This is a genomic window from Trinickia sp. EG282A, from assembly GCF_040965455.1.
Classification (GTDB): Bacteria; Pseudomonadota; Gammaproteobacteria; order Burkholderiales; family Burkholderiaceae; genus Trinickia; species Trinickia symbiotica.
On the sequence record NZ_JBFRCC010000004.1, the window covers coordinates 583,827 to 602,351 of the forward strand.

At 64.0% G+C, this 18,525-nt stretch carries 17 protein-coding genes and 1 pseudogene; 10 read left to right on the forward strand and 8 right to left on the reverse strand.

The features are described 5' to 3' along the window. Positions 1 to 6: 6 nt before the first annotated feature. The gene (locus AB4Y31_RS21850; RefSeq protein WP_368675748.1) at positions 7 to 897 is read left to right on the forward strand and encodes a hypothetical protein; all 891 of its coding nucleotides are present in this window, start codon (positions 7 to 9) and stop codon (positions 895 to 897) included. On the opposite strand, the gene AB4Y31_RS21855 is transcribed toward AB4Y31_RS21850, so the two are convergent. The 6 genes from AB4Y31_RS21855 to AB4Y31_RS21880 form a co-directional block, all read right to left on the reverse strand. Continuing rightward, the gene (locus AB4Y31_RS21855) at positions 894 to 1,304 is read right to left on the reverse strand and encodes a response regulator (RefSeq protein WP_026230268.1); all 411 of its coding nucleotides are present in this window, start codon (positions 1,302 to 1,304) and stop codon (positions 894 to 896) included. The two genes, AB4Y31_RS21850 and AB4Y31_RS21855, sit on opposite strands and share 4 nt — an antisense overlap. Positions 1,305 to 1,460: 156 nt before the next feature. Then, the gene (locus AB4Y31_RS21860; RefSeq protein ID WP_018443903.1) at positions 1,461 to 2,111 is read right to left on the reverse strand and encodes a response regulator transcription factor; all 651 of its coding nucleotides are present in this window, start codon (positions 2,109 to 2,111) and stop codon (positions 1,461 to 1,463) included. After that, on the reverse strand, positions 2,108 to 4,192 hold the full coding sequence (locus AB4Y31_RS21865; RefSeq protein WP_368675749.1) for a PAS domain S-box protein: 2,085 nt from the start codon (positions 4,190 to 4,192) through the stop codon (positions 2,108 to 2,110). Before AB4Y31_RS21865 ends, AB4Y31_RS21860 begins: the two co-directional genes overlap by 4 nt. Before the next feature lie 279 nt (positions 4,193 to 4,471). Beyond that, complete coding sequence (locus AB4Y31_RS21870) at positions 4,472 to 5,722, reverse strand: phosphatidylserine decarboxylase family protein (RefSeq protein WP_368675750.1); 1,251 nt, start codon at positions 5,720 to 5,722, stop codon at positions 4,472 to 4,474. 69 nt (positions 5,723 to 5,791) lie between these two features. Continuing rightward, on the reverse strand, positions 5,792 to 6,223 hold the full coding sequence (locus AB4Y31_RS21875; RefSeq protein WP_368675751.1) for a response regulator transcription factor: 432 nt from the start codon (positions 6,221 to 6,223) through the stop codon (positions 5,792 to 5,794). Between the two features lie 74 nt (positions 6,224 to 6,297). Then, complete coding sequence (locus AB4Y31_RS21880) at positions 6,298 to 7,146, reverse strand: MipA/OmpV family protein (protein WP_368675752.1); 849 nt, start codon at positions 7,144 to 7,146, stop codon at positions 6,298 to 6,300. A gap of 182 nt (positions 7,147 to 7,328) precedes the next feature. Between AB4Y31_RS21880 and AB4Y31_RS21885 the strand changes: the two genes are divergently transcribed. Then, on the forward strand, positions 7,329 to 7,784 hold the full coding sequence (locus AB4Y31_RS21885; RefSeq protein ID WP_368675753.1) for a response regulator: 456 nt from the start codon (positions 7,329 to 7,331) through the stop codon (positions 7,782 to 7,784). A 130-nt stretch (positions 7,785 to 7,914) separates the two neighbouring features. Beyond that, entirely contained in the window at positions 7,915 to 8,463 is a 549-nt protein-coding gene (locus AB4Y31_RS21890; protein ID WP_368675754.1) for a BON domain-containing protein, read from the forward strand. A gap of 21 nt (positions 8,464 to 8,484) precedes the next feature. On the opposite strand, the gene AB4Y31_RS21895 is transcribed toward AB4Y31_RS21890, so the two are convergent. Together AB4Y31_RS21895 and AB4Y31_RS21900 are read right to left on the reverse strand one after the other, a co-directional pair. Further along, positions 8,485 to 9,819 carry a cation:proton antiporter gene (locus tag AB4Y31_RS21895; protein WP_368675755.1) on the reverse strand — a complete coding sequence of 445 codons (1,335 nt, stop codon included), beginning with the start codon at positions 9,817 to 9,819 and terminating at the stop codon, positions 8,485 to 8,487. Between the two features lie 24 nt (positions 9,820 to 9,843). Continuing rightward, positions 9,844 to 10,236, reverse strand: coding sequence for a DUF3175 domain-containing protein (locus tag AB4Y31_RS21900; protein ID WP_368675756.1), 393 nt, complete (start codon positions 10,234 to 10,236; stop codon positions 9,844 to 9,846). 224 nt (positions 10,237 to 10,460) lie between these two features. On the opposite strand from AB4Y31_RS21900, the gene AB4Y31_RS21905 reads away from it, so the two are divergent. From AB4Y31_RS21905 to AB4Y31_RS21935, 7 genes and pseudogenes are all read left to right on the forward strand, one after another. Further along, complete coding sequence (locus AB4Y31_RS21905; RefSeq protein ID WP_018443913.1) at positions 10,461 to 11,018, forward strand: bacterioferritin; 558 nt, start codon at positions 10,461 to 10,463, stop codon at positions 11,016 to 11,018. A gap of 111 nt (positions 11,019 to 11,129) precedes the next feature. Continuing rightward, positions 11,130 to 11,684, forward strand: coding sequence for a type 1 glutamine amidotransferase domain-containing protein (locus AB4Y31_RS21910; RefSeq protein WP_018443914.1), 555 nt, complete (start codon positions 11,130 to 11,132; stop codon positions 11,682 to 11,684). A gap of 72 nt (positions 11,685 to 11,756) precedes the next feature. Next, complete coding sequence (locus tag AB4Y31_RS21915) at positions 11,757 to 12,380, forward strand: hypothetical protein (protein WP_368675757.1); 624 nt, start codon at positions 11,757 to 11,759, stop codon at positions 12,378 to 12,380. A 193-nt stretch (positions 12,381 to 12,573) separates the two neighbouring features. Beyond that, positions 12,574 to 12,732, forward strand: coding sequence for a DUF1328 domain-containing protein (locus AB4Y31_RS21920; protein WP_018443916.1), 159 nt, complete (start codon positions 12,574 to 12,576; stop codon positions 12,730 to 12,732). 160 nt (positions 12,733 to 12,892) lie between these two features. After that, positions 12,893 to 13,708, forward strand: a pseudogene (locus AB4Y31_RS21925) (Ku protein); the annotation flags it as partial. Between the two features lie 40 nt (positions 13,709 to 13,748). After that, positions 13,749 to 16,511: a DNA ligase D gene (ligD, locus tag AB4Y31_RS21930; protein ID WP_368675758.1), complete on the forward strand. Its 2,763-nt coding sequence runs from the start codon at positions 13,749 to 13,751 to the stop codon at positions 16,509 to 16,511. Positions 16,512 to 16,634: 123 nt separating this feature from the next. Then, entirely contained in the window at positions 16,635 to 18,428 is a 1,794-nt protein-coding gene (locus tag AB4Y31_RS21935) for a thiamine pyrophosphate-requiring protein (protein WP_368675759.1), read from the forward strand. The last annotated feature ends 97 nt before the right edge of the window (positions 18,429 to 18,525 follow it).

Below are 18,525 nucleotides of genomic sequence, written 5' to 3' on the forward strand. Positions count from 1 at the left end.
CGGACCATGCAGGAAAGAAAAAACGACACAGCGGCCATGTGGAGTGCCATCGAGGAACTGGACTTCGAGAGGATCAAATCGAAGCTGCTCCACAAGCATCGTGGGGCGGTGACGGAGCACGACGTCGCGCGTGCCGAGGCGGGTTATCGGCAATTTTTGAAGATCATCGCCAAATATCCGGACGCGCCGGTCGTTCCGAGCGAGGCCGTCGACGAATTCTGGCATATGCATATCCTCGATACACAGCGCTATGGCGCCGATTGTGAGCGGATCTTCGGCTATATGGTGCATCACGACCCGTATATCGGGATCGACGGCCCGCAAGACGAAGCGCGTCTTGCCGACGCGGCGCGCAGCAGCCATGCGCTTTTCATGCGTGAATTCGGTACGGCCGCCGAAGCACCGGCGTATTGCATTCGATCCGCGGAAGGCGCGATGGCCGCCTATTGCATTCGCGCCGGGGAGAACGGCGCGTCGGCGGCATATTGCATTCGACAAACGGCGGATGCGTCGTCGGCGGCGTATTGCATCAGGCAAACGGCGGATGTGCAGTCGGCGGCATATTGCATTCGACAAACGGCGGATGCGTCGTCGGCGGCATATTGCATCAAAGAAGCGGCAGATGCGTCCTCGGCGGCGTATTGCATCAAGCAAGCGGCGGATGCTTCCTCGGCGGCATACTGCATCAAGCAAGCGGTGGATGTGTCGTCGGCGGCGTATTGCATCAGGCAAACCGCGGATATGTCGGCAGCGGCCTATTGCATCAAGCAGACGACGGATATGTCCTCAGCCGCGTATTGCATCAGGCAAGCGGTTGGGCCATCGGGAGCGGCGGCCTACTGCATTCGTTCCGGGCAGCCTGTGCCGACGGCCGCCGCGTATTGCATTCGAGCCTAACCGGCCGCTCCTTCGTGCTTTTCGCGCGCAAGGCGGGCGATCGTCTCCATCGCGAGATCGAATTCGGTTGTTTTATCGAAGAAATAATCGGCGCCCGCCGAGAAGCTCGCCTTGCGGAACACAGGGGTCGCGTAGTTCGTGAGCACGATGGTGACGATCGAATCGGTCCGGTCGCGCAGCGCATGGAGCAGGTCGATGCCGTGGCAATCCGTGAGCCGCAAGTCGACGATGACGACCTCAGGTCCGCTGGCCTCGATGCCACGCAGTGCCGTTTCGACGTCTTCCGCTTCGCCCACGACGAGCGCCTCGCCGGCCGGCGGTTCGATGCGGGCGGCAAGGCGCTTGCGGACGAGCGTCGAATCCTCGACGACGAAAACTCTCAGCAGGGACGAGATGGGTGAATTCATGCGCTGAGTATCGTCACCGCCCGGCTTCATGAATATCGGACCGCACACGAAGATTGTGTAGGCGTTGAGGAAACGCCTTGTAGGGCGTTTCCTACAGCCCGCAAAAGCTCGGCTCCGGGCGGTCTTGGCCTGGACAAGTGACGCACCGCTTCGGATCTAGACCTGCTCGCCGTCGTCGAAGAGCTTATGCTGGATCGCGTAGCGGACCAGCGCCGCCTCGTGCGGCATCTGCATTTTCTCGAGAATCCGCGTTTTGTATGTACTTACCGTTTTGGCGCTCACGCAAAGCTCGTTCGCGATTTCGGTAATTGTCTGGCCGGAGGCGATGCGCCGGAACACTTCGAACTCGCGATCGGACAACCGCTGATGCGGCGCCATATCGGTCGGCTCATTGAGGCTTTGAGCAAGCCGCTCGGCCATCGACAGGCTGACGTACACGCCGCCCGCCGCGACTTTCGTTACGGCGGAGACGAGCTCCGTGCTCGCGCTTTCCTTGGTCAGATATCCCGATGCCCCCGCTTTGAACGCGCGCACCGCATATTGCTGTTCGGCGTGCATCGTGAGGACGAGAATCCGTAATGTGGGGATCTCGTCCTTGATCTGCTTGAGGAGCTCGACGCCGTTGCGCGGTCCCGGCATCGAAAGATCGAGCACGAGCACGTCCGCCGGCGTGCCTCGCACGAGCGCGACCGTGCTCGGTCCGTCGTGGGCTTCCCCGGCGACCTCGAAGCCGCTCGTGCCTTGCAGAATGTGCCGCAGACCATCGCGCACGAGCGTGTGGTCGTCAGCCAATAGCACTTTGGTCATGGCAAGGCCTCTTCCTGTTGTATTGCCGCAAGCGGCAGCATGACGGTGAGGATGAAACCGCGATCGGCGGCCGTGTCGATAGATACCGTGCCGCCCAATAAGTGAACCCGTTCCCGAATGCCAAGGAGTCCAAACGAATTCCCCGCGCGTCCTTCGACTTCCTCCGTCGTTGCGCCGCGCCCGTCGTCCGCCACCCGCAATAAGCATCGGCCGCTTTCGACGGCAAGGGCGACGCTGACATGCTTCGCTTCCGCATGCAGCGCGACGTTGGTTAGCGCTTCTTGGACGATGCGGAAGAGCGCCGTGGCGCCCTCGCGCGAAAAGTCGACGGCGGCCGGCTCGATCCGGCGTTCGACCTCGATACCGTAGCGTGTCGTGAAATCGTTGATCAACCATTCGATCGCAGGGCGCAGTCCGAGATCGTCGAGCATGACCGGCCGCAAATCGGCGGCAATGCGACGGGCAGACGCGACCGTGGAATCGATGAGCCGGCGCATGCTCTGCAGCTGAGCGAGAGCGGATGGTGCGACGCCGGGCGTGCCCTCGAGCGTTTGCTGCGCCGAGGAGAGATCCATTTTCAACGCGGTGAGCTGTTGCCCGAGATCGTCGTGCAGCTCCCGGGCGATGCGCGTCTTTTCGTCCTCGCGGACGGTTTGCAGGTTCGCCGAAAGCTTGCGTAGCGCCTCGCGCGATCGCTTGAGCTCGTTTTCGGCTTCGATGCGCGCCGTCGCATCGTGCAGCATGACCGTATAGAATCTGCGCCCCTCGCCATCGGCGAACTGCGTGATCGACGCCTCGATGGGAAACTCCTCGCCGTCGGCGCGCAAGCCGGTCAAAACACGGTGCGGGCCCATTCGTCGATCGCCCGCCGCCGTCGCTCCAAATTGCTCGATATGCGCTTTGTGCGCTTCACGAAAGCGCTCGGGGATGAAGCGCTCGATCGGCCCGCCGATCGCCTCCGTCGCCGCGCAGCGGAAAAGCTGTTCGGCCATCGGATTGAAGAGAACGATTCGCTGCGCCTCGTCGATGGTGATGATGGCTTCCGGCGACGACCGAACGATGGCCATGAGCCGCGCTTCGTTCGGCGTCGAGCTCGAGCGCCTCGCGCGCGCGCCGGCGTCAGAGAACGGCGCGACGCGGCGGCGCCCGAACAGCAGTACCCCCGCGCCCGCCGCGAGCGCCGCGGCACAACCCGACCCGACGAATGCGTTTGTGCCGAACTCGGCGGCCGCGGTCAGCGACGGGTCGCGCGTCGCATAAGTGAGCGCGAACGTCTCGCCGCCGAATCGCAACACGTCGGTGCGGCGAAAAAAAGCTGTCGGCAGCGGCAAGTTGGCGGGCGTCTCCGCGGGTGGATAGAGAACCCGCGACGGCGAGCCTGCCACGACTTCCAAGCCCGTGCGCGGCGTGCGCGCGGCCACGCTCGCGAAAAGGTACTCGGTATCGAGCCGCGCGACGATGAAGCCGGCCAGCGAGGCGCGCCGCTCGGCTGGCTGCGATGGAGGCGGCGCGTCGCGATAGACGGGGAAGAATGCGTCGACGCGGGGGCGCGGGACGTCGGACGACGACTCTTCATCGTGCGCCGGGCGCACGGCCAGCGCGATCTGCGCGGTATTGGCCGCGCGCAGCAGCGCATTGCGCGTTTCGGGATCCGTGCCGATGCCGTCCGCGCCGGCGCTGGCGTGCAGGGGCCAGAGGAGCGAGAGCCGCGCGATCGGCGTTTCTGGCGGGGCGGCGAACGCATCGCCCGACGCCTGGGCGAAGCCGAGTGTGCGCAGGCACGGCTGTGCGTCCTCGAGCGCGAGCCGGGCGATGTAGCGATCCCACGCATCGGCCGAAGGAGGGGCGCCCGCGAGTGATTGTTGCGATGCAATGAAGCCACTCGCGCCGCGCATCGCTTCGGTGCAAATGACGAGCTCCCGCCGCAGGTCGGCCGTGACGTGCGCGGACAGCGTCACGAAGCGTTCCTGCGCCGCATCGAGCAGGCGCGCACGAACGAGCGAAGCGGCAACGGCGGTGATGACGAGGACGACCGCGGCGGTTGCGAGCGCAGCGAGCCACGCGCCACGATAGGCGGACATGCCCTCCCGAGCGCGGCCGGGCGGCGGTGCGGCGGGCGACGGCGAAGAACCGGCAGCAAGCATGCGATCGGGCGTAGCGCGAATGGGTCTCGGCGGTACGCCGCGACGGCTTCGACGAAATCGGGAGCCGGCGCTTGTAGGAAACGATTGCCGGCCGCATCGGATCAGATTGTGCGCGATCTACGCTGCAATTGCCAATGATCTATGGATTGTGGCGGAGAACGGCGGGGCCGCGGCCTTCCCGGTTCGCTGTACCCACGAAACGGCTCTCGCGGCGCGCTATCGTGCCTGCGCGACCGGCGCGTTCACGTGGACCGGCTTCGCCTTGCCGCCGGAGTGCGGCGTGACGAGGAAGCGCTCGATGACGTCCGCCTTGAAGACGAGGCAATATGTCGAGCCGCCGTATTGGAAGAAGCCGAGTTCATCGCCCTTGCGGACATGTTGGCCCGGCATGACGTCGATGATGCACGACGATACCTCCGCCATACCGATGAAGACGCAACCGACTTCCCCGATCTCGGGGACGTCGCAATCGATGACGATGACGGCACGCGTGGCGATCGACGTCGTATAGCCTTGCGAATCGTTGAGGCCGTTCGGGTCCGGGCCTTCCGCTTCGAGCGCGGAATAGTAGCTGCCGTCGACGAGGTATGCCTTCGTAATGGTGCCGCTGACGGGCGCGTGCCAGCGATGGTAGTTGTATGCGCTCAGAAACGCCTGGTAGACCGAGCCTCCCGCGAAGCGCTGCGCGAGTTCGCGTTGGCTCGGGGTGAACATTTCCTGCAGCGAATACGGCTGCGATTTGATCCAAAAGCGATCATGGATGTTCGCCCCGCCGCTGATCGCGTAAGGCGACGCCTCGCAGGCGCTGACGATGAGCTTCTCGTCGTCCGGGCTCGCGACCGGCCGCGCGCCCGATTTGAACTGACGCGTGAAAAACGCGTTCCATGAGGCGAAACCCCAGTGAGGTTGATCAGGGCTGCATACAAATTGATCGATGCCGACTTTCTCGGTGGCTTCCCGGCTGAACCAGCCGTCCGGCGGGCGCTCGTGCAGATGCATGCGCGAATGAGGCCCGCACAGGAAGCCGCACCATGCGTTGAGGACACGTTTCAGTTGCAGGTTGAGCGCCGGATCGCGAAAGAACGCGTAGCCGCTCGGCATGCACATCGGCCACTCGAGCACGGCGTTGAGCGGACAATGGACGAGGCTCGAGTCGCTGAACGGCGGCGCGTACGTCATCAGGTAATCGATGATGGCGATGAGTTCGTCGATCGTCGAGTAGCCGGGCCGGTAGCCTGCCGCGATGGCATCGTCGATGGCGCGGACGAGATTCATCCGCAATACCGCGTCGTTCTGGATCAGCGTCGCGAGATCTCGCACCACCTCGGCCCGAGGTGCGTCGCGTGCTCGGTCGCGCGCGCGGCGGGCCAGGTCCTCCCTGAATGCGCTGACCTGATCTTCGGCTTGCGGCAGCCAGCCGCCAAGTCGCCGCCGTTCGCCAACCGGTGCATCGCTCCCGTCTGCCATCTGCAAGCTCCGTTCGTTGCGCGTCGTTCGCCGCGAACGTGCAAATAGCTTGCCCGGGGGACTTCCCGGCTACGTCGGGCGCTTTCCGGCCGCGATCTCGAGAATCGCTTCGCGCAGGCGAAACGCTTCTCCCGCTTTATCGAGCACGTAACGTGCGCCGAGATCGAAACAAGCCTGCCGTATCTGCGGATAAACGAGGTTGCTCAATACCACCGCGACCGCGGACGGCGCACGCTCATGCAGCGACTCGAGAACAGTGAGACCGCTCGTGCCAGACTTGAGCTGCAGATCGACGACGACTACATCGGGTTGGGTCGCACCGATCAAATTGAGCGCATCCTCGGGATTGTCGGCGGTGCCGACGATTGTCGCGCCCGGGATCGTCAGCACCCATTGCTCGATTTGCGCACGGATGGGCGCATAGTCCTCGACAAGGAGCACTTTGACGACGGAGATGGGCGGAGGCGAATTCATGGCGCCCAGTGTGGTGCAAAGCGCCATGAATTGAAATCGGCGGCGGACGCGATTGCTGTGCGATTTCGTGAGGCGTTGTCGGATACCGCCTACATCAACCGTCAGAATTCATATTCGACCGAGAAGTCGAGGGCCGTTTCCCCCGCCTTCTGCGTCAGCGGACTGCGCGCGGCCGATCCGAACAGTTGCTGGAAGGCCGCGTTGCCGGTGACATACCAGTGCTTGGCCGGCATCCAGGTCGCCGCGACGCCGAGGCCCGCGGACTTGACGCCCGCGGACGCATGGTACGGCGCGTAGCCTGAGCGCGCCGATTGCGCGGCATTGACGCCGAACCAACTGTTCATGTAGCGGCCGTCGGCGAACTCGACGGTCGGGCCCGCGAACCACGTGAATTTCTCGGAGCTGCCGGGCATCGGAAGATAGGCGCCGAGGTCGCCCACCCATCCGTTGTCGCCGCCGATGTCGCGCCGCAAATCCGCCCGCAAGACGAGCGGAAACGATTTCGACACGACATATTCGCCGAACAAGTGAGCGGATGGCGCCGGATTGATGTTGTCCATGCCGTGCAAATGATCGATGTCGTCGGCCGCGCGTCTGCCCAGATCGTAGGAAATCGCGATGCCGGCACGCCAGTTCGGCCCCCTCAGCACGTTGACGCCGAGGCCCTCTCCGGTCGAGAGAAAAAAGAGGTCGCGGTAGCGAATGTCGATAGTTGGGCCGGTGACCACGACGTAGCTGTCCGCGCCGTCATAACGCGGCTGGAAACTCACGGATGGCCCGATTCTGATGCGCCACTTCGGAAGATTCGGCTCGAACATCTGCTCCAGGGTGATGCCAGCCGAGTACTGCCATTGAGCGAGGGGCGAGGGCGTCTGCGCGTGCGCCGGCGCCAGTGTTGCGCCGAGCAGGCCGGCGAGGGCGACGCGCGCTACCGTGGTTGAGGTCGGCATGAGCTTTCCTTCTTCGATTTTGCTGGGATTACCGGGTCGCTGAAATCGGCCCTTCGGTTCCGACATCAATCGTGCCAGAACCGACAGCAATGCGCATGCCGTTTCGGTTCCGGATCAGGCGGGTTCGTATTTTGCATTGCAATATACCCGTGCCTCACAGACCCTGCACCGTGGAGCTCCAGTTGAACGACTCTTCTGACGGCGAAGCCAATCAAGACGTCGTATTGTGGCGGACGTTCCGGCCGGCGATGGCCGATCATCGTCGCGTGCTGGTCGTCGACGACTACCGCGATGCGGCCGAGGCGTTGCAACTTTTGCTCGATGCGGACGGCTTCGAATGCCGGGCGACGAGCGACCCGCTCGACGCATGCGCGATCGCGCGAGAATGGCAGCCGTTTGCCGCATTGCTCGACATCGCGATGCCAGGGCTCGACGGGCTGGAACTCGCGCGCCGGTTGCGCGCCGATCCGGCCACGGCGGAAATCGTCCTCATCGCGTGCAGCGGCTATGCGTCCTCACACGACCGACGTCGTGCTCGCGAAGCCGGCTTCGACGCGCATTGCGCCAAGCCGCTGACGCCAGAGCTGATCCTGCGCGTCCTCGAGTTCGCGACCCAGGGGCGCGCCGATCACCATTGAGCCCGGTTGCCAAAAGCGCGACGAGCGTGATCAAATCGGGCGGGATCGAGTAGCGCGAATCGTGAGGCTGCGAATCGTGAGGCTTCTAACTAGCCGCTCGCGCGACTCGCCGTTCCGGGGGCCGACACCGATGAGTCCAACAACGCCGAAGAGCCGCCGCCGCGTCGGGTTCACGTTTGCGCTGCTGTCGCTGCTTGCGTGCGGTTGCGCACGAGCCGGAGACCCGCGAGTCAATCGCGGGGGCGATCCTTTCTTTCAGATTTCGCACGCGCTTGGCCGTTGTCCGGCGCCGCTCGGGCCGCTCGAGACTGAGGCGGAGTGGCTTGCCCAGAGTCACTACCGCATCGAGCGCGGCAACAGCTGTTGGTGGGAAGGGCGATGCCGGCTGCCCAACAGCTATCTTTACGACAAGGAAATCGCCGATTCGGTCAAAAGGCGGCTTTCCTTCATCGAGCGTTCCACGCACTGGAAGGACGGCACGACGCTGTGGCTCACGCTGCAGCGCCGTTTCATCGTCGTTCAAGGGTGCGTGACTCCGGGCTTCGACAAACAGGCGTTCCTGGCCGAGCTTGCGAAAACGGCGGACGTGGAACGCGTGATCGACGAAACGACGAGCGACCCGAAGGCACCGCCGCCCTACGGCACGTCGGCGGATCCGACCGCGCCCGTGAATGAATGATCGAATGTCTGCGCTCGACGTTCAGTCGCGCTTCACCTCTTCCTTGTGCATGCGGTAACGGCGATACCGCCGCATCAGCGGTGTGGCCGACACGCCGTGCACGAGCACCGATGCCGTCACGATGGCGAGCGCGATCGGGGCGAGCGCTTTGACATCGCTGCTTTGGTTCTTCTCGAGCGCATCGGCGAGATAGTAGACGGTGCCTACGCCGCGGATCCCGAACCAGCTCATCAGTCCGCGCTCTTTGCGCGAAGCGTGAGATCCGAGCAGCGACAACTCGACCGTGACGGGCCGCACCACGAGGAACAATACGAGGAAGAGCGCGACGTTGCGCCAGGTCAAAAGCGATCCGTTCAGCGTCGCGAGCAAACTGCCCACGACGATCATCATGGCCATCTCGACCAGGCGCTCCACTTCGACCGTGAAGCGGAGCACCGTCTCGGCCATGTAAGCGTGCGCGCTTTCGGGGTGGGCGGCGGTGGCGGCCACGTCGGCCGGATCGATCGACCCGATCGCGGCTTGCGGCGTTCGTTCGCCCGTCGCCCGATGCTCGACTCGGCGCATGGCCACGCCGGCCGCGAATGCCGCGAGGAACCCGAAGGCATGCGCGAGCTGCGCGGCCCCGTACGATAATTCGATCAACCCCAGCGCAAAAAATCCCTCGAGGCCAAGCGCTTGCGAGTGCTTCGTGCGCAGCCAAGTCACCGCATGCGTCGTGGCGAAGCCGAAAATGCCGCCGATCGCGATGCCGCCCAAGAGCCCCCAGAGCGTTTCGCCGGCGAGCGCCAACACCTGTCCCCCGCTTGGATGGGCGAGCGAGCCCGCGCAGAGCATCAGTGCGATGATGGTGAAGGGCTGAGCGATTCCGTCGTTGAGGCCGCCCTCGCCCGATAGCGCGAACCGGACGGTATCGAGATCGTTCGCGTCGTGCACCTGCACATCGTGAGCGAGCACCGGGTCGGTGGGCGACAGCATTGCCGCCAGAAGCAGGGCCAGCGGCCACGGCAGACCGAGGACCCATACGCCGGCGATGACGATCATCGGGATCGTGATCGCCATGCCGAGCAGACCGAGACGTAGCGGGAGCGTCCAAAGTCTATCGGACAGCGGCAGCCGCAGCCGCAAGCCGATGGCGAACAGCGACGCAAGCAGTGCGATTTCGCTGAGCACGCGCACGAGATGCGCATCGCGGACGATATCGAGCGAGAGCATGCCGGCCCCGGCGGGGCCGAGGGCGAACCCCGCGGCCATATAGAGCATCGCGCCCGTCAGCGGCAATCGCTTGACGAACGAGCTCGCGACGCCCATCGCGACGCACATCCCGCCGACGACGAGGAACCAGATGGCTTCGTGCATGCGGTAAGTCGCGCGGGCCGCGCGTTACTTGGGACGGCCGAACGCTTCGCGCAACTTGCCCTTGGCGTGTTCGAGCACTTTGCGCTGAGACTTCGGCAAGTTTCTCCCCGCGCGATTGACGTAGAAATTCAGCATCGACATGGCCGACTGAAACGGCGTGCCCCGGCGCCTGTGGCTCGCGAGCGACGAGCGCTTGAGCGATTGTGCGATCTCGTCGGCGCTGCCCGATTTGAAGATGCCCGGCTCGAGATCGAGCGCGTCGCTCTTTTGCATGACCTCGTGCGACCAGCGACGTGGCTTGCCGCCGCTTTTAGTCGACTCCTTGTTCTTGCCCGCACTGGCCTGCTCATGGCGTTGGCGCGGGGGCCGGCCCGAGCGATGGCGCGTCGACGCGTGCGGGGTGGAGCTGCGAGTCATCGGTGTCCCTTTCTGACAAACGGAATGAATGAGTGGGTGTAGCAATGAATGGAATCATCGACGCAACGTCCATGCCCGCGTCCGCCGTACCGGCGCCTCGCTCATTCGCGCGAACTGGCACGTTAGATGCCTGGACCCATTGATGGTGCGTCGCACGAGCGTGCCGCCCCCGACGCTGCCGGTGTTTCACTTTCACTTTCCGTATGCAAACCGATGGAGGGATCATGGCTAATCAACAACCGTTCTTGACCGACGTCAAGGAGATTCGCAAGCGGGCCCGCGAGCATATCGACGAGGGCGCGGTGACGGCAGGCTACAAGGCGGACCGCGACACCGTCGTGAAGCTGCTCAACGATGCGTTGGCTACCGAGATCGTCTGCACGCTCCGCTATCGGCGCCACTATTTCATGGCCAAGGGCATCGATTCGAAGAGCGTCGCCGACGAATTCCTGGAGCACGCGAACGAGGAGCTGGAGCATTCCGATTTGCTCGCGGAACGAATCGTGCAATTGGGCGGCGAGCCCAACTTCTCGCCGGATGGGCTGCTGACGCGCAGCCATGCTGAATACGTCGAAGGCACGTCGCTCGCCGACATGATCAAGGAAGATCTCGTGGCCGAGCGCGTGGCGATCGATAGCTATCGAGAGATCGTCGAGTATCTCGGCGACAAGGATCCGACGTCGCGCCGCGTGATGGAAACGATCCTCGCGCAGGAAGAGGAGCATGCCGACGATATGGCCGATCTGCTCGCCGGATTGCCGGCGGAGCGCAAGGCGAAATGACGAACGAGGCAGAGGCTGTGCGGGGCGCCAGGCTGGGCACCACGCTTGCTGACTCGGTTCGGAGGACGAGAATGATTCAGTATTTCGTCACTTGTTCGAGGAGTTCGACTCATGACTAAGAAGTTGGAAGGGTGCAAGATCGCGATCCTGGCGACGGACGGTTTCGAGGAAGCGGAACTCGTCGAGCCGAAGCGGGCGTTGACGGAAGCCGGCGCGATGGTACATGTGATATCGAAAAAGCCCGGCCAGATCCAGGGCTTTCGCCATACGGACCGTGGCGGCATGGTGACCGTCGACGCGACGTTCGACCAGGTGCGACCGGACGACTACGACGCGGTCGTGCTGCCGGGCGGCGTGGTCAACGGCGACGCGATGCGCACGATACCCGAAGCGCAAGCGTTCGTGCGCGAGATCGATGCCGCGCATAAGACGGTTGCCGTGATTTGCCACGGCGGCTGGTTGCCCATTTCGGCCGGCATCGTGAAGGGCCATACGATGACGAGTTGGCCGAGCTTGCAAGACGACTTGCGGAACGCGGGGGCGAGCTGGGTCGATGAAGAAGTCGTCCAGGACGACAATCTCATCACGAGCCGCAAGCCCTCCGACATTCCCGCGTTCAACAGGAAGATCATAGAGTCCCTGGAGCAGCGAGGACACGCGGGTTGAACGAACTAATGCCCGCCCGGCGCTTCCTGGCTGCGGTTTGAAATCGACGAGCAAAGAGCAGGAGGACATGTCATGTCGCTGATCGTGGCTGGCCGGTTCACGACGTTCGCCGACGCGCAAGCGGCGGCCCGGCGCATCTTCGAGAACGGCTTCATCGAAGAGGACGTCACGCTCTTCTTCGTCAACCCGCGCGGCCAGCATGCGCGGTATCCGGTCGGCGGCGACGAGTATGCCGACCCGCAGGCCGCGCATGCCTCCGTCGGTGCGGGCAAGGGCGGGCTGATCGGCGGCGTGTTGGGCGCCATCATCGGGGTCGCGCTGTTCGGCGTGATGTCCGCGCCGTTTCTGGTGCTTGCCGTGGCGGCCGGGATCGGCGCCTATGTCGGTTCGCTGATTGGTGCGATGACGCATACGGCGGGTGGCGGAAAGGTGCCCGATCATGCGGTGCCTCACGAGTCGCGCGATTCGGGCGTGCTGCTCGCCGTACACGTGAATCCGGACAATCAGCAGACAGCGGCGCGCGTGCTTCGCGAGGCCGGAAGCCTCGAGATCGAACGCGCACACGGGCGCTGGCAGGACGGCCGTTGGGCCGATTTCGATCCGACGAAGGACGTCGAGCCGATCGACGCGGCGGGCAGCGGCGCCGGCCCCGCCCCCGCCCCCGCCCCTCGGCAAGAGCCGCGCGCGAATCGGTAGATGCTTTCGCCCGATGGAGCGGGCGCGAGGCCGCGACAGATTGGCCGCCGAGTGGCGGCGCGTGCCGTGAATCCGATGGGCACGAGCCTTGCAGACCTGATTGTCGTTGCTGCCGAGAATGCCGCCAGTCGGTTGCGCCGCCCATGAAGCAGCAACGCTACTGGCGCGCCGCACTTCAACCCAGGAGGAAGACATGCTTCGATACGCCGTCATCTTTTTCATCGTCGCGCTCATCGCCGCCGTGTTCGGCTTTACGGGCATTGCCGCCGGCGCCGCCGAGATCGCGAAGATACTGTTCTTCATTTTCCTCGTCATTTTCCTCGCGACGCTGTTGATTGGTGTCTTCCGATGACGTTCGGGGCACGGCCGGCCGCGCAGGTGAAAGCGGCCGGCCCATCGCCGGACCCGTCGATCGAATGGTGGGTGCTCAACCGTTCCATGCGTTGGCGCATTTGATGCATTAACCTTCAGTTGCCTGTTGCGTGAACAGGTACCGATGAGAAGGAGCCGCCATGTCACGCATTATCTGGAAAGGGGCGATCAGTTTCGGCCTCGTCAACGTGCCGGTGCAATTGCATCCCGCAACGCGCCCCGAGCGCACGAGCTTCAATCTGATCGACAAGGAAACAGCCGACCCGGTCGGCTATAAGCAGATCAATAAGCGCACTGGAAAAGAGGTGAAGCGCGAGAACATCGTGCGTGGCTTCGAGTACGAGAAGGGCCACTACGTGTTACTTGCCGACGAGGAAATCCGCGCGGCGAGCCCTGAATCGACGCAGACGATCGATATTCTTTCGTTCGTCGAGGCCTATACGGTCTCCTTTCTCTATCTGGACACCCCTTATTACCTGGTGCCCGAGCGCCAGGGCAAGAAGGCCTATGCGCTGTTGCGCGAAGCACTCGCGCAAACGGGGAAGATCGGCATCGCCAATGTGGTGCTGCACAACAAGCAGCATCTGGCCGCGCTGATTCCAGCGGGGCCCATCCTCGCGTTGAACACGCTGCGGTGGGGAGGCGAGGTTCTGCCCATCGACGATCTCTCGGTGCCGCCGGAAGACGCCAAGACGGCGGGCGTATCCGAGCGTGAGATCGACATGGCGAAAAAGCTCATCGAGGACATGACCGAAACATGGAATCCCTCCGAGTACCACGACACGTTTCGAGAGGACATCCTGGCCCTCGTCGACAAAAAGGTGCGCGAGGGTAAGACCAGCGAGATCAGCGAGGGTGCCAAGGCGCCGGCACGCACGCGCGCCACGGCCGACGTCGTCGATTTGTCGGAACTGCTCAAGCGCAGCCTCGGGCGCGGCAAGGGCAAGCATGCTGCCTGAGCGCGGGTAAGCCAATCGAACGAGCGGAGCGGCGACGATGTCGGACAAACTCGAAACCTACCGGAAAAAGCGGCGCTTCGACGACACGCCGGAGCCATCCGGCGCGCGCGCCGCGCGGCGCGGCCGAGGGGATTCCGCACCGAAGCATGCCCCCGGCGCACTTTCTTACGTGATCCAGGAGCACCACGCGAGGCGCCTGCATTACGATTTTCGGCTGGAACTGGATGGCACGCTGCGATCGTGGGCGATCCCCAAGGGGCCGAGTCTCGACCCGTCGGTGAAGCGGCTCGCGGTCCATGTCGAAGATCACCCGCTCGAATACGGCTCGTTCGAAGGTGAGATACCGCAGGGCAACTACGGCGCCGGTACCGTGATCGTCTGGGATCGCGGTACATGGGAGCCCGTCGGCGGTGTGGAGCAAGCGCGCAAGGACTATGAAGCCGGCAAGCTGAAATTCTGGCTGGACGGCAAGAAGCTCCACGGCGGCTGGGCCCTCGTGAGGAGCGGCATGCGAGGCAGCGGCGACAAGGAGCAATGGCTACTGATCAAAGAGCGCGACGAAGAAGCGCGTGGCGAGGCGGAGTTCGACGTCGTTGCCGAGCGCCCCGGCAGCGTTTTGGGGCAGCCGCGTGCGCGCGCGGCGCATGACGGAAAGGCCGTGACCACCCGCGCCGCGCGAGGCGCTTCCGGGCAGCTGGCGGTGCCCGCTAAAGCACCCCATGCGGGCGGGGCGAGCAGCTCTCGCCCCGACATCGTCGCGACGCGCAGCACCGATTCGCTGCGCGAGCTCGCGCAGAATCCGGCGATCGAAGGGGCCGTCAAGGCGCCGTTGCCCTCCGAGTTGAAGCCCCAGCTCGCCACGCTGGTCGATTCGCCTCCGCACGGCGACGACTGGACTTACGAGATTAAGTTCGACGGCTACCGGACTCTTGCGCGCATCGATCGGCGCGACAAGAAAAAGCCAGTGCGGATCTTCACGCGCAATGGACTCGACTGGACGGCGAAATTCGGTAAGCAGTCCGAAGCGCTGGCCGCGATCGGCGTCGATACGGCGTGGATCGATGGGGAGGCCACTGTCCTCGACGAGCGCGGCGTGCCGAATTTTCAGGCATTGCAGAATGCGTTCGATGCGAGACAACCTCAGCAGATCTCGTTCTTTCTTTTCGACCTGCCTTATCTCAACGGGTATGACTTGCGCAAGGTCCCGCTCGTGCAGCGGCGGGCACTGCTGCGCGCGTTGATGGAAAGCGTCGAGAGCGATACCGTCCGCTTCTCCGAAGACTTCGCGCTCGATGCCGGCGACATGCTGCAGAGCGCCTGCGATATGGGACTCGAAGGGATCATCGGCAAGCAGCGCGACAGTCACTATGTATCGAGGCGCAGCGGCAGTTGGGTGAAGCTGCGCTGCCGCCGTCGGCAAGAGTTCGTCATCGGCGGATATAGCGAGCCGTCGGGAAGCCGTTCGGGCTTCGGTGCGTTGCTGCTCGGTGTTTACGACAAACAGGGGAACCTGAAATATGCCGGACGCGTCGGCACCGGGTTCGACACCTCCACGCTTGCCGCGGTGAAGAAGGAGCTCGACGCGCGCGAGGCCAAGAAGATGCCGTTCGCTGAAGTACCGCGTGAGCGCAGCCGCACCCGCGTTCATTGGGTGCGGCCCGAACTCGTGGCCGAGTGCAATTTCTCGGAATGGACGAGCGAGGGAATCGTACGCCAAGCCTCGTTCATCAGCTTGCGCAGCGACAAGCCCGCGCACGACATCGTGCAGGAAAGCCCGCGCAAAGGGGACAATATGAGCGGTCAAGCCACGAACGACGAGGCGTCGCCGGAGCCGTCCGGGCGCAAGGCTGCATCGACTCGCCGCAAGGCAGAGGGCGGCGGCGGCGCGCGCAAAAAGGCCGCAGCCGAAGAAACGATTGCCGGCGTGCGGATCTCGCATCCCGATCGAGTCATGGACAAATCGACGGATACTCGCAAGATCGACCTCGTCCATTACTTCGAATCGGTTGCGCAATGGATCCTTCCGCATCTGAAGGACCGTCCGCTCGCGCTCGTGCGGGCGCCAGAGGGCATCGATGGGGAGCTCTTCTTCCAGAAGCACACGAGCCGGCTCGAAATTCCGTTCGTCACGCAGCACGAAGGGCTCGATCCGGGACATCCGCCGCTCTTGACGATCGACAACCTGCAGGCGCTGATCGGCGTGGCGCAGATGGGGACCGTCGAGCTTCATACCTGGAATGGCGTGGCGTCCAATCTCGAGAAGCCCGACCGGATCGTTTTCGATCTCGATCCCGATCCCGCGCTCGGTTGGGACCGCATGATAGAAGCGGCGCTGCTGACGCGATCGCTGCTCGAGGAACTCGGTCTTCGGTCCTGGTGCAAGACGAGCGGCGGCAAGGGGTTTCACGTCGTCGTGCCGATCGCCAAACAGGCCGGCTGGGATGAAGTGAAGGCGTTCGCGCAGGCCGCGGCGCAGCATATGGCATCGACGTTGCCCGATCGATTCAGCGCGAAGATGGGCGCGCAGAACCGGCGTCGCCGGATCTTCATCGACTATCTGCGCAACAACCGCGGCTCGAGCACCGTCGTCGCGTTTTCGCCGCGCGCAAGGGCCGGAATGGGGGTATCGGTGCCGCTCGGCTGGGACGAGGTCGAACAGACGACGGGTGGCGCGCAATGGAACGTCGCGAACGTCCATGAGCGGCTCGACGCGCTGAAGGAAGATCCGTGGAAAGACTATGCGCGCGTCAAGCAGCGCATCACGCGCGAGATGAGGGACAGGCTGGGAATGGAATCCTAGCCTTCGGCGGGCTGCTGTGACGCAGGGACCGACGGACCGTCGCCGCGCACGCGCGTTTCGCGGTTCAGGCTCGCTCCTTGCGCGCCTTGCATTGCTAGGGCTCATCGCAATGTGGAGGCACAGATGGCGCAAACGGTAGGCGATTTCATCGTTGAAAGACTGCATCAATGGGGCGTGCGCAGGATGTACGGCTTCCCCGGAGACGGCATCAACGGGGTGTTCGGCGCGCTCAACCGAGCGGAAGGAAAGATCGAGTTCATTCAGGCGCGCCACGAGGAAATGGCGGCGTTCATGGCAAGCGCCCATGCGAAGTTTACGGGCGAGCTCGGCGTCTGCATCGCGACCTCGGGCCCGGGCGCGGCTCACCTGGTCACGGGGCTCTACGATGCGCGGCTCGACCATATGCCGGTGCTTGCCATCTGCGGACAGCAGGCGCGCGCCGGGCTCGGCGCGCACTATCAGCAGGAGATCGATATCGCCTCCATGCTGAAGGATGTCGCGGGCTCGTACGTGCAGCAGGCAAGCGTTCCCATGCAGGTGCGGCATATGGTGGACCGGGCGGTGCGCATCGCGCTCGGCGAACGCCGCGTCACCGCCATCGTGCTGCCGAACGATTTGCAGGAGCTCGAATTTTCACCGCCGCCGCGCAAGCACGGCACGGCGCATTCGGGCGTGGGCTATGCTCGTCCGCGTGTCGTGCCGCAGCCCGCTGAGCTCGCGCGCGCCGCCGATGTGCTCAACGCCGGCAGTCGCGTCGCCATTCTCGTCGGCGCCGGCGCGCTGCATGCGACCGACGAGGTCATCGCGGTTGCCGAGAAGCTCGGCGCCGGCGTCGCCAAGGCGCTGCTCGGCAAGGCCGTGGTTCCCGACGAGTACCCATGGGTGACGGGATCCATTGGCTTGCTCGGCACGAAGCCGAGCTGGGAGCTCATGACGAGCTGCGACACGTTCTTCATGATCGGATCCGGCTTCCCTTACTCCGAGTTCCTGCCGAAGGAAGGCGAAGCGCGTGGCGTACAGATCGACATCGACCCTGGCATGCTGAGCTTGCGCTATCCGATGGAAGTGAACCTCGTCGGAGACACAGCTGAAACGCTGCGTGCGTTGCTGCCGCTGCTCGATCAGAAGACCGACGATAGCTGGCGCAAACGCATAGTCGGCTGGACCGACGAATGGTGGAAGACGCTCGACAAGCGCGCGCACCAGGCGGCGAAGGTCGGCGTCAATCCGCAATTGCCGTTTACGACGCTCTCTCCGCGCTTGCCGCATGACGTGATTCTGACGAGCGATTCGGGTTCGTGCGCGAACTGGTATGCGCGCGATCTAAAGATACAGCGCGGCATGATGTGCTCGCTTTCAGGCGGTCTCGCGTCGATGGGCGCCGCGGTGCCCTACGCAATCGCCGCGAAGTTCGCGCACCAAGGCCGGCCCGTCATTGCGATGGTCGGTGACGGGGCCATGCAGATGAACAACATGGCCGAGCTCATCACCGTCGCCAAATACTGGAAGCGCTGGGCCGATCCGCGTTGGATCTGCATGGTGCTCAACAACGAAGACCTCAATCAGGTGACGTGGGAGCAACGCGTGATGGAGGGCGATCCGAAGTTCGAAGCTTCTCAGGATATTCCGAACGTGCCGTTTCACCGCTTCGCCGAGTTGATCGGCTTGAAGGGCATCTACGTCGATAGCGCGGAGGGAATCGCGTCGGCTTGGGACGAGGCGTTGGCCGCGCGTCAGCCAGTGGTGCTCGAAGTGAAGACCGATCCCGAGGTTCCGCCGCTACCGCCTCACGTTACGCTGCAGCAGGCGCGTCACTTCGCTCGAACGCTCATGCACGGCGACCCGCAAGAGCGCCACATCATCGCCGATACCGCCAAGCAAGTGATGGCTTCCGTGCTGCCGGGCAAAAAGGAGTGATGACCGACGATCGTGAGATGAGAACGACAAGCCCGATCGGCCGGCTTCCATGAGCAGGGGCCGGCCCAGGGCGTCGGACTCCGCCGAGGGCGAGTCG

What these genes read in the sequence shown, in the direction of transcription:
- AB4Y31_RS21880 (WP_368675752.1), bottom strand. Translation starts at nt 7,146, where the DNA reads ATGCCGACCTCAACCACGGTAGCGCGCGTCGCCCTCGCCGGCCTGCTC.
- AB4Y31_RS21900 (WP_368675756.1), bottom strand. Translation starts at nt 10,236, where the DNA reads ATGACTCGCAGCTCCACCCCGCACGCGTCGACGCGCCATCGCTCGGGC.
- AB4Y31_RS21920 (WP_018443916.1), top strand. Translation starts at nt 12,574, where the DNA reads ATGCTTCGATACGCCGTCATCTTTTTCATCGTCGCGCTCATCGCCGCC.
- AB4Y31_RS21910 (WP_018443914.1), top strand. Translation starts at nt 11,130, where the DNA reads ATGACTAAGAAGTTGGAAGGGTGCAAGATCGCGATCCTGGCGACGGAC.
- AB4Y31_RS21935 (WP_368675759.1), top strand. Translation starts at nt 16,635, where the DNA reads ATGGCGCAAACGGTAGGCGATTTCATCGTTGAAAGACTGCATCAATGG.
- AB4Y31_RS21865 (WP_368675749.1), bottom strand. Translation starts at nt 4,192, where the DNA reads ATGTCCGCCTATCGTGGCGCGTGGCTCGCTGCGCTCGCAACCGCCGCG.
- AB4Y31_RS21855 (WP_026230268.1), bottom strand. Translation starts at nt 1,304, where the DNA reads ATGAATTCACCCATCTCGTCCCTGCTGAGAGTTTTCGTCGTCGAGGAT.
- ligD (WP_368675758.1), top strand. Translation starts at nt 13,749, where the DNA reads ATGTCGGACAAACTCGAAACCTACCGGAAAAAGCGGCGCTTCGACGAC.
- AB4Y31_RS21860 (WP_018443903.1), bottom strand. Translation starts at nt 2,111, where the DNA reads ATGACCAAAGTGCTATTGGCTGACGACCACACGCTCGTGCGCGATGGT.
- AB4Y31_RS21890 (WP_368675754.1), top strand. Translation starts at nt 7,915, where the DNA reads ATGAGTCCAACAACGCCGAAGAGCCGCCGCCGCGTCGGGTTCACGTTT.
- AB4Y31_RS21875 (WP_368675751.1), bottom strand. Translation starts at nt 6,223, where the DNA reads ATGGCGCTTTGCACCACACTGGGCGCCATGAATTCGCCTCCGCCCATC.
- AB4Y31_RS21870 (WP_368675750.1), bottom strand. Translation starts at nt 5,722, where the DNA reads ATGGCAGACGGGAGCGATGCACCGGTTGGCGAACGGCGGCGACTTGGC.
- AB4Y31_RS21895 (WP_368675755.1), bottom strand. Translation starts at nt 9,819, where the DNA reads ATGCACGAAGCCATCTGGTTCCTCGTCGTCGGCGGGATGTGCGTCGCG.
- AB4Y31_RS21915 (WP_368675757.1), top strand. Translation starts at nt 11,757, where the DNA reads ATGTCGCTGATCGTGGCTGGCCGGTTCACGACGTTCGCCGACGCGCAA.
- AB4Y31_RS21905 (WP_018443913.1), top strand. Translation starts at nt 10,461, where the DNA reads ATGGCTAATCAACAACCGTTCTTGACCGACGTCAAGGAGATTCGCAAG.
- AB4Y31_RS21850 (WP_368675748.1), top strand. Translation starts at nt 7, where the DNA reads ATGCAGGAAAGAAAAAACGACACAGCGGCCATGTGGAGTGCCATCGAG.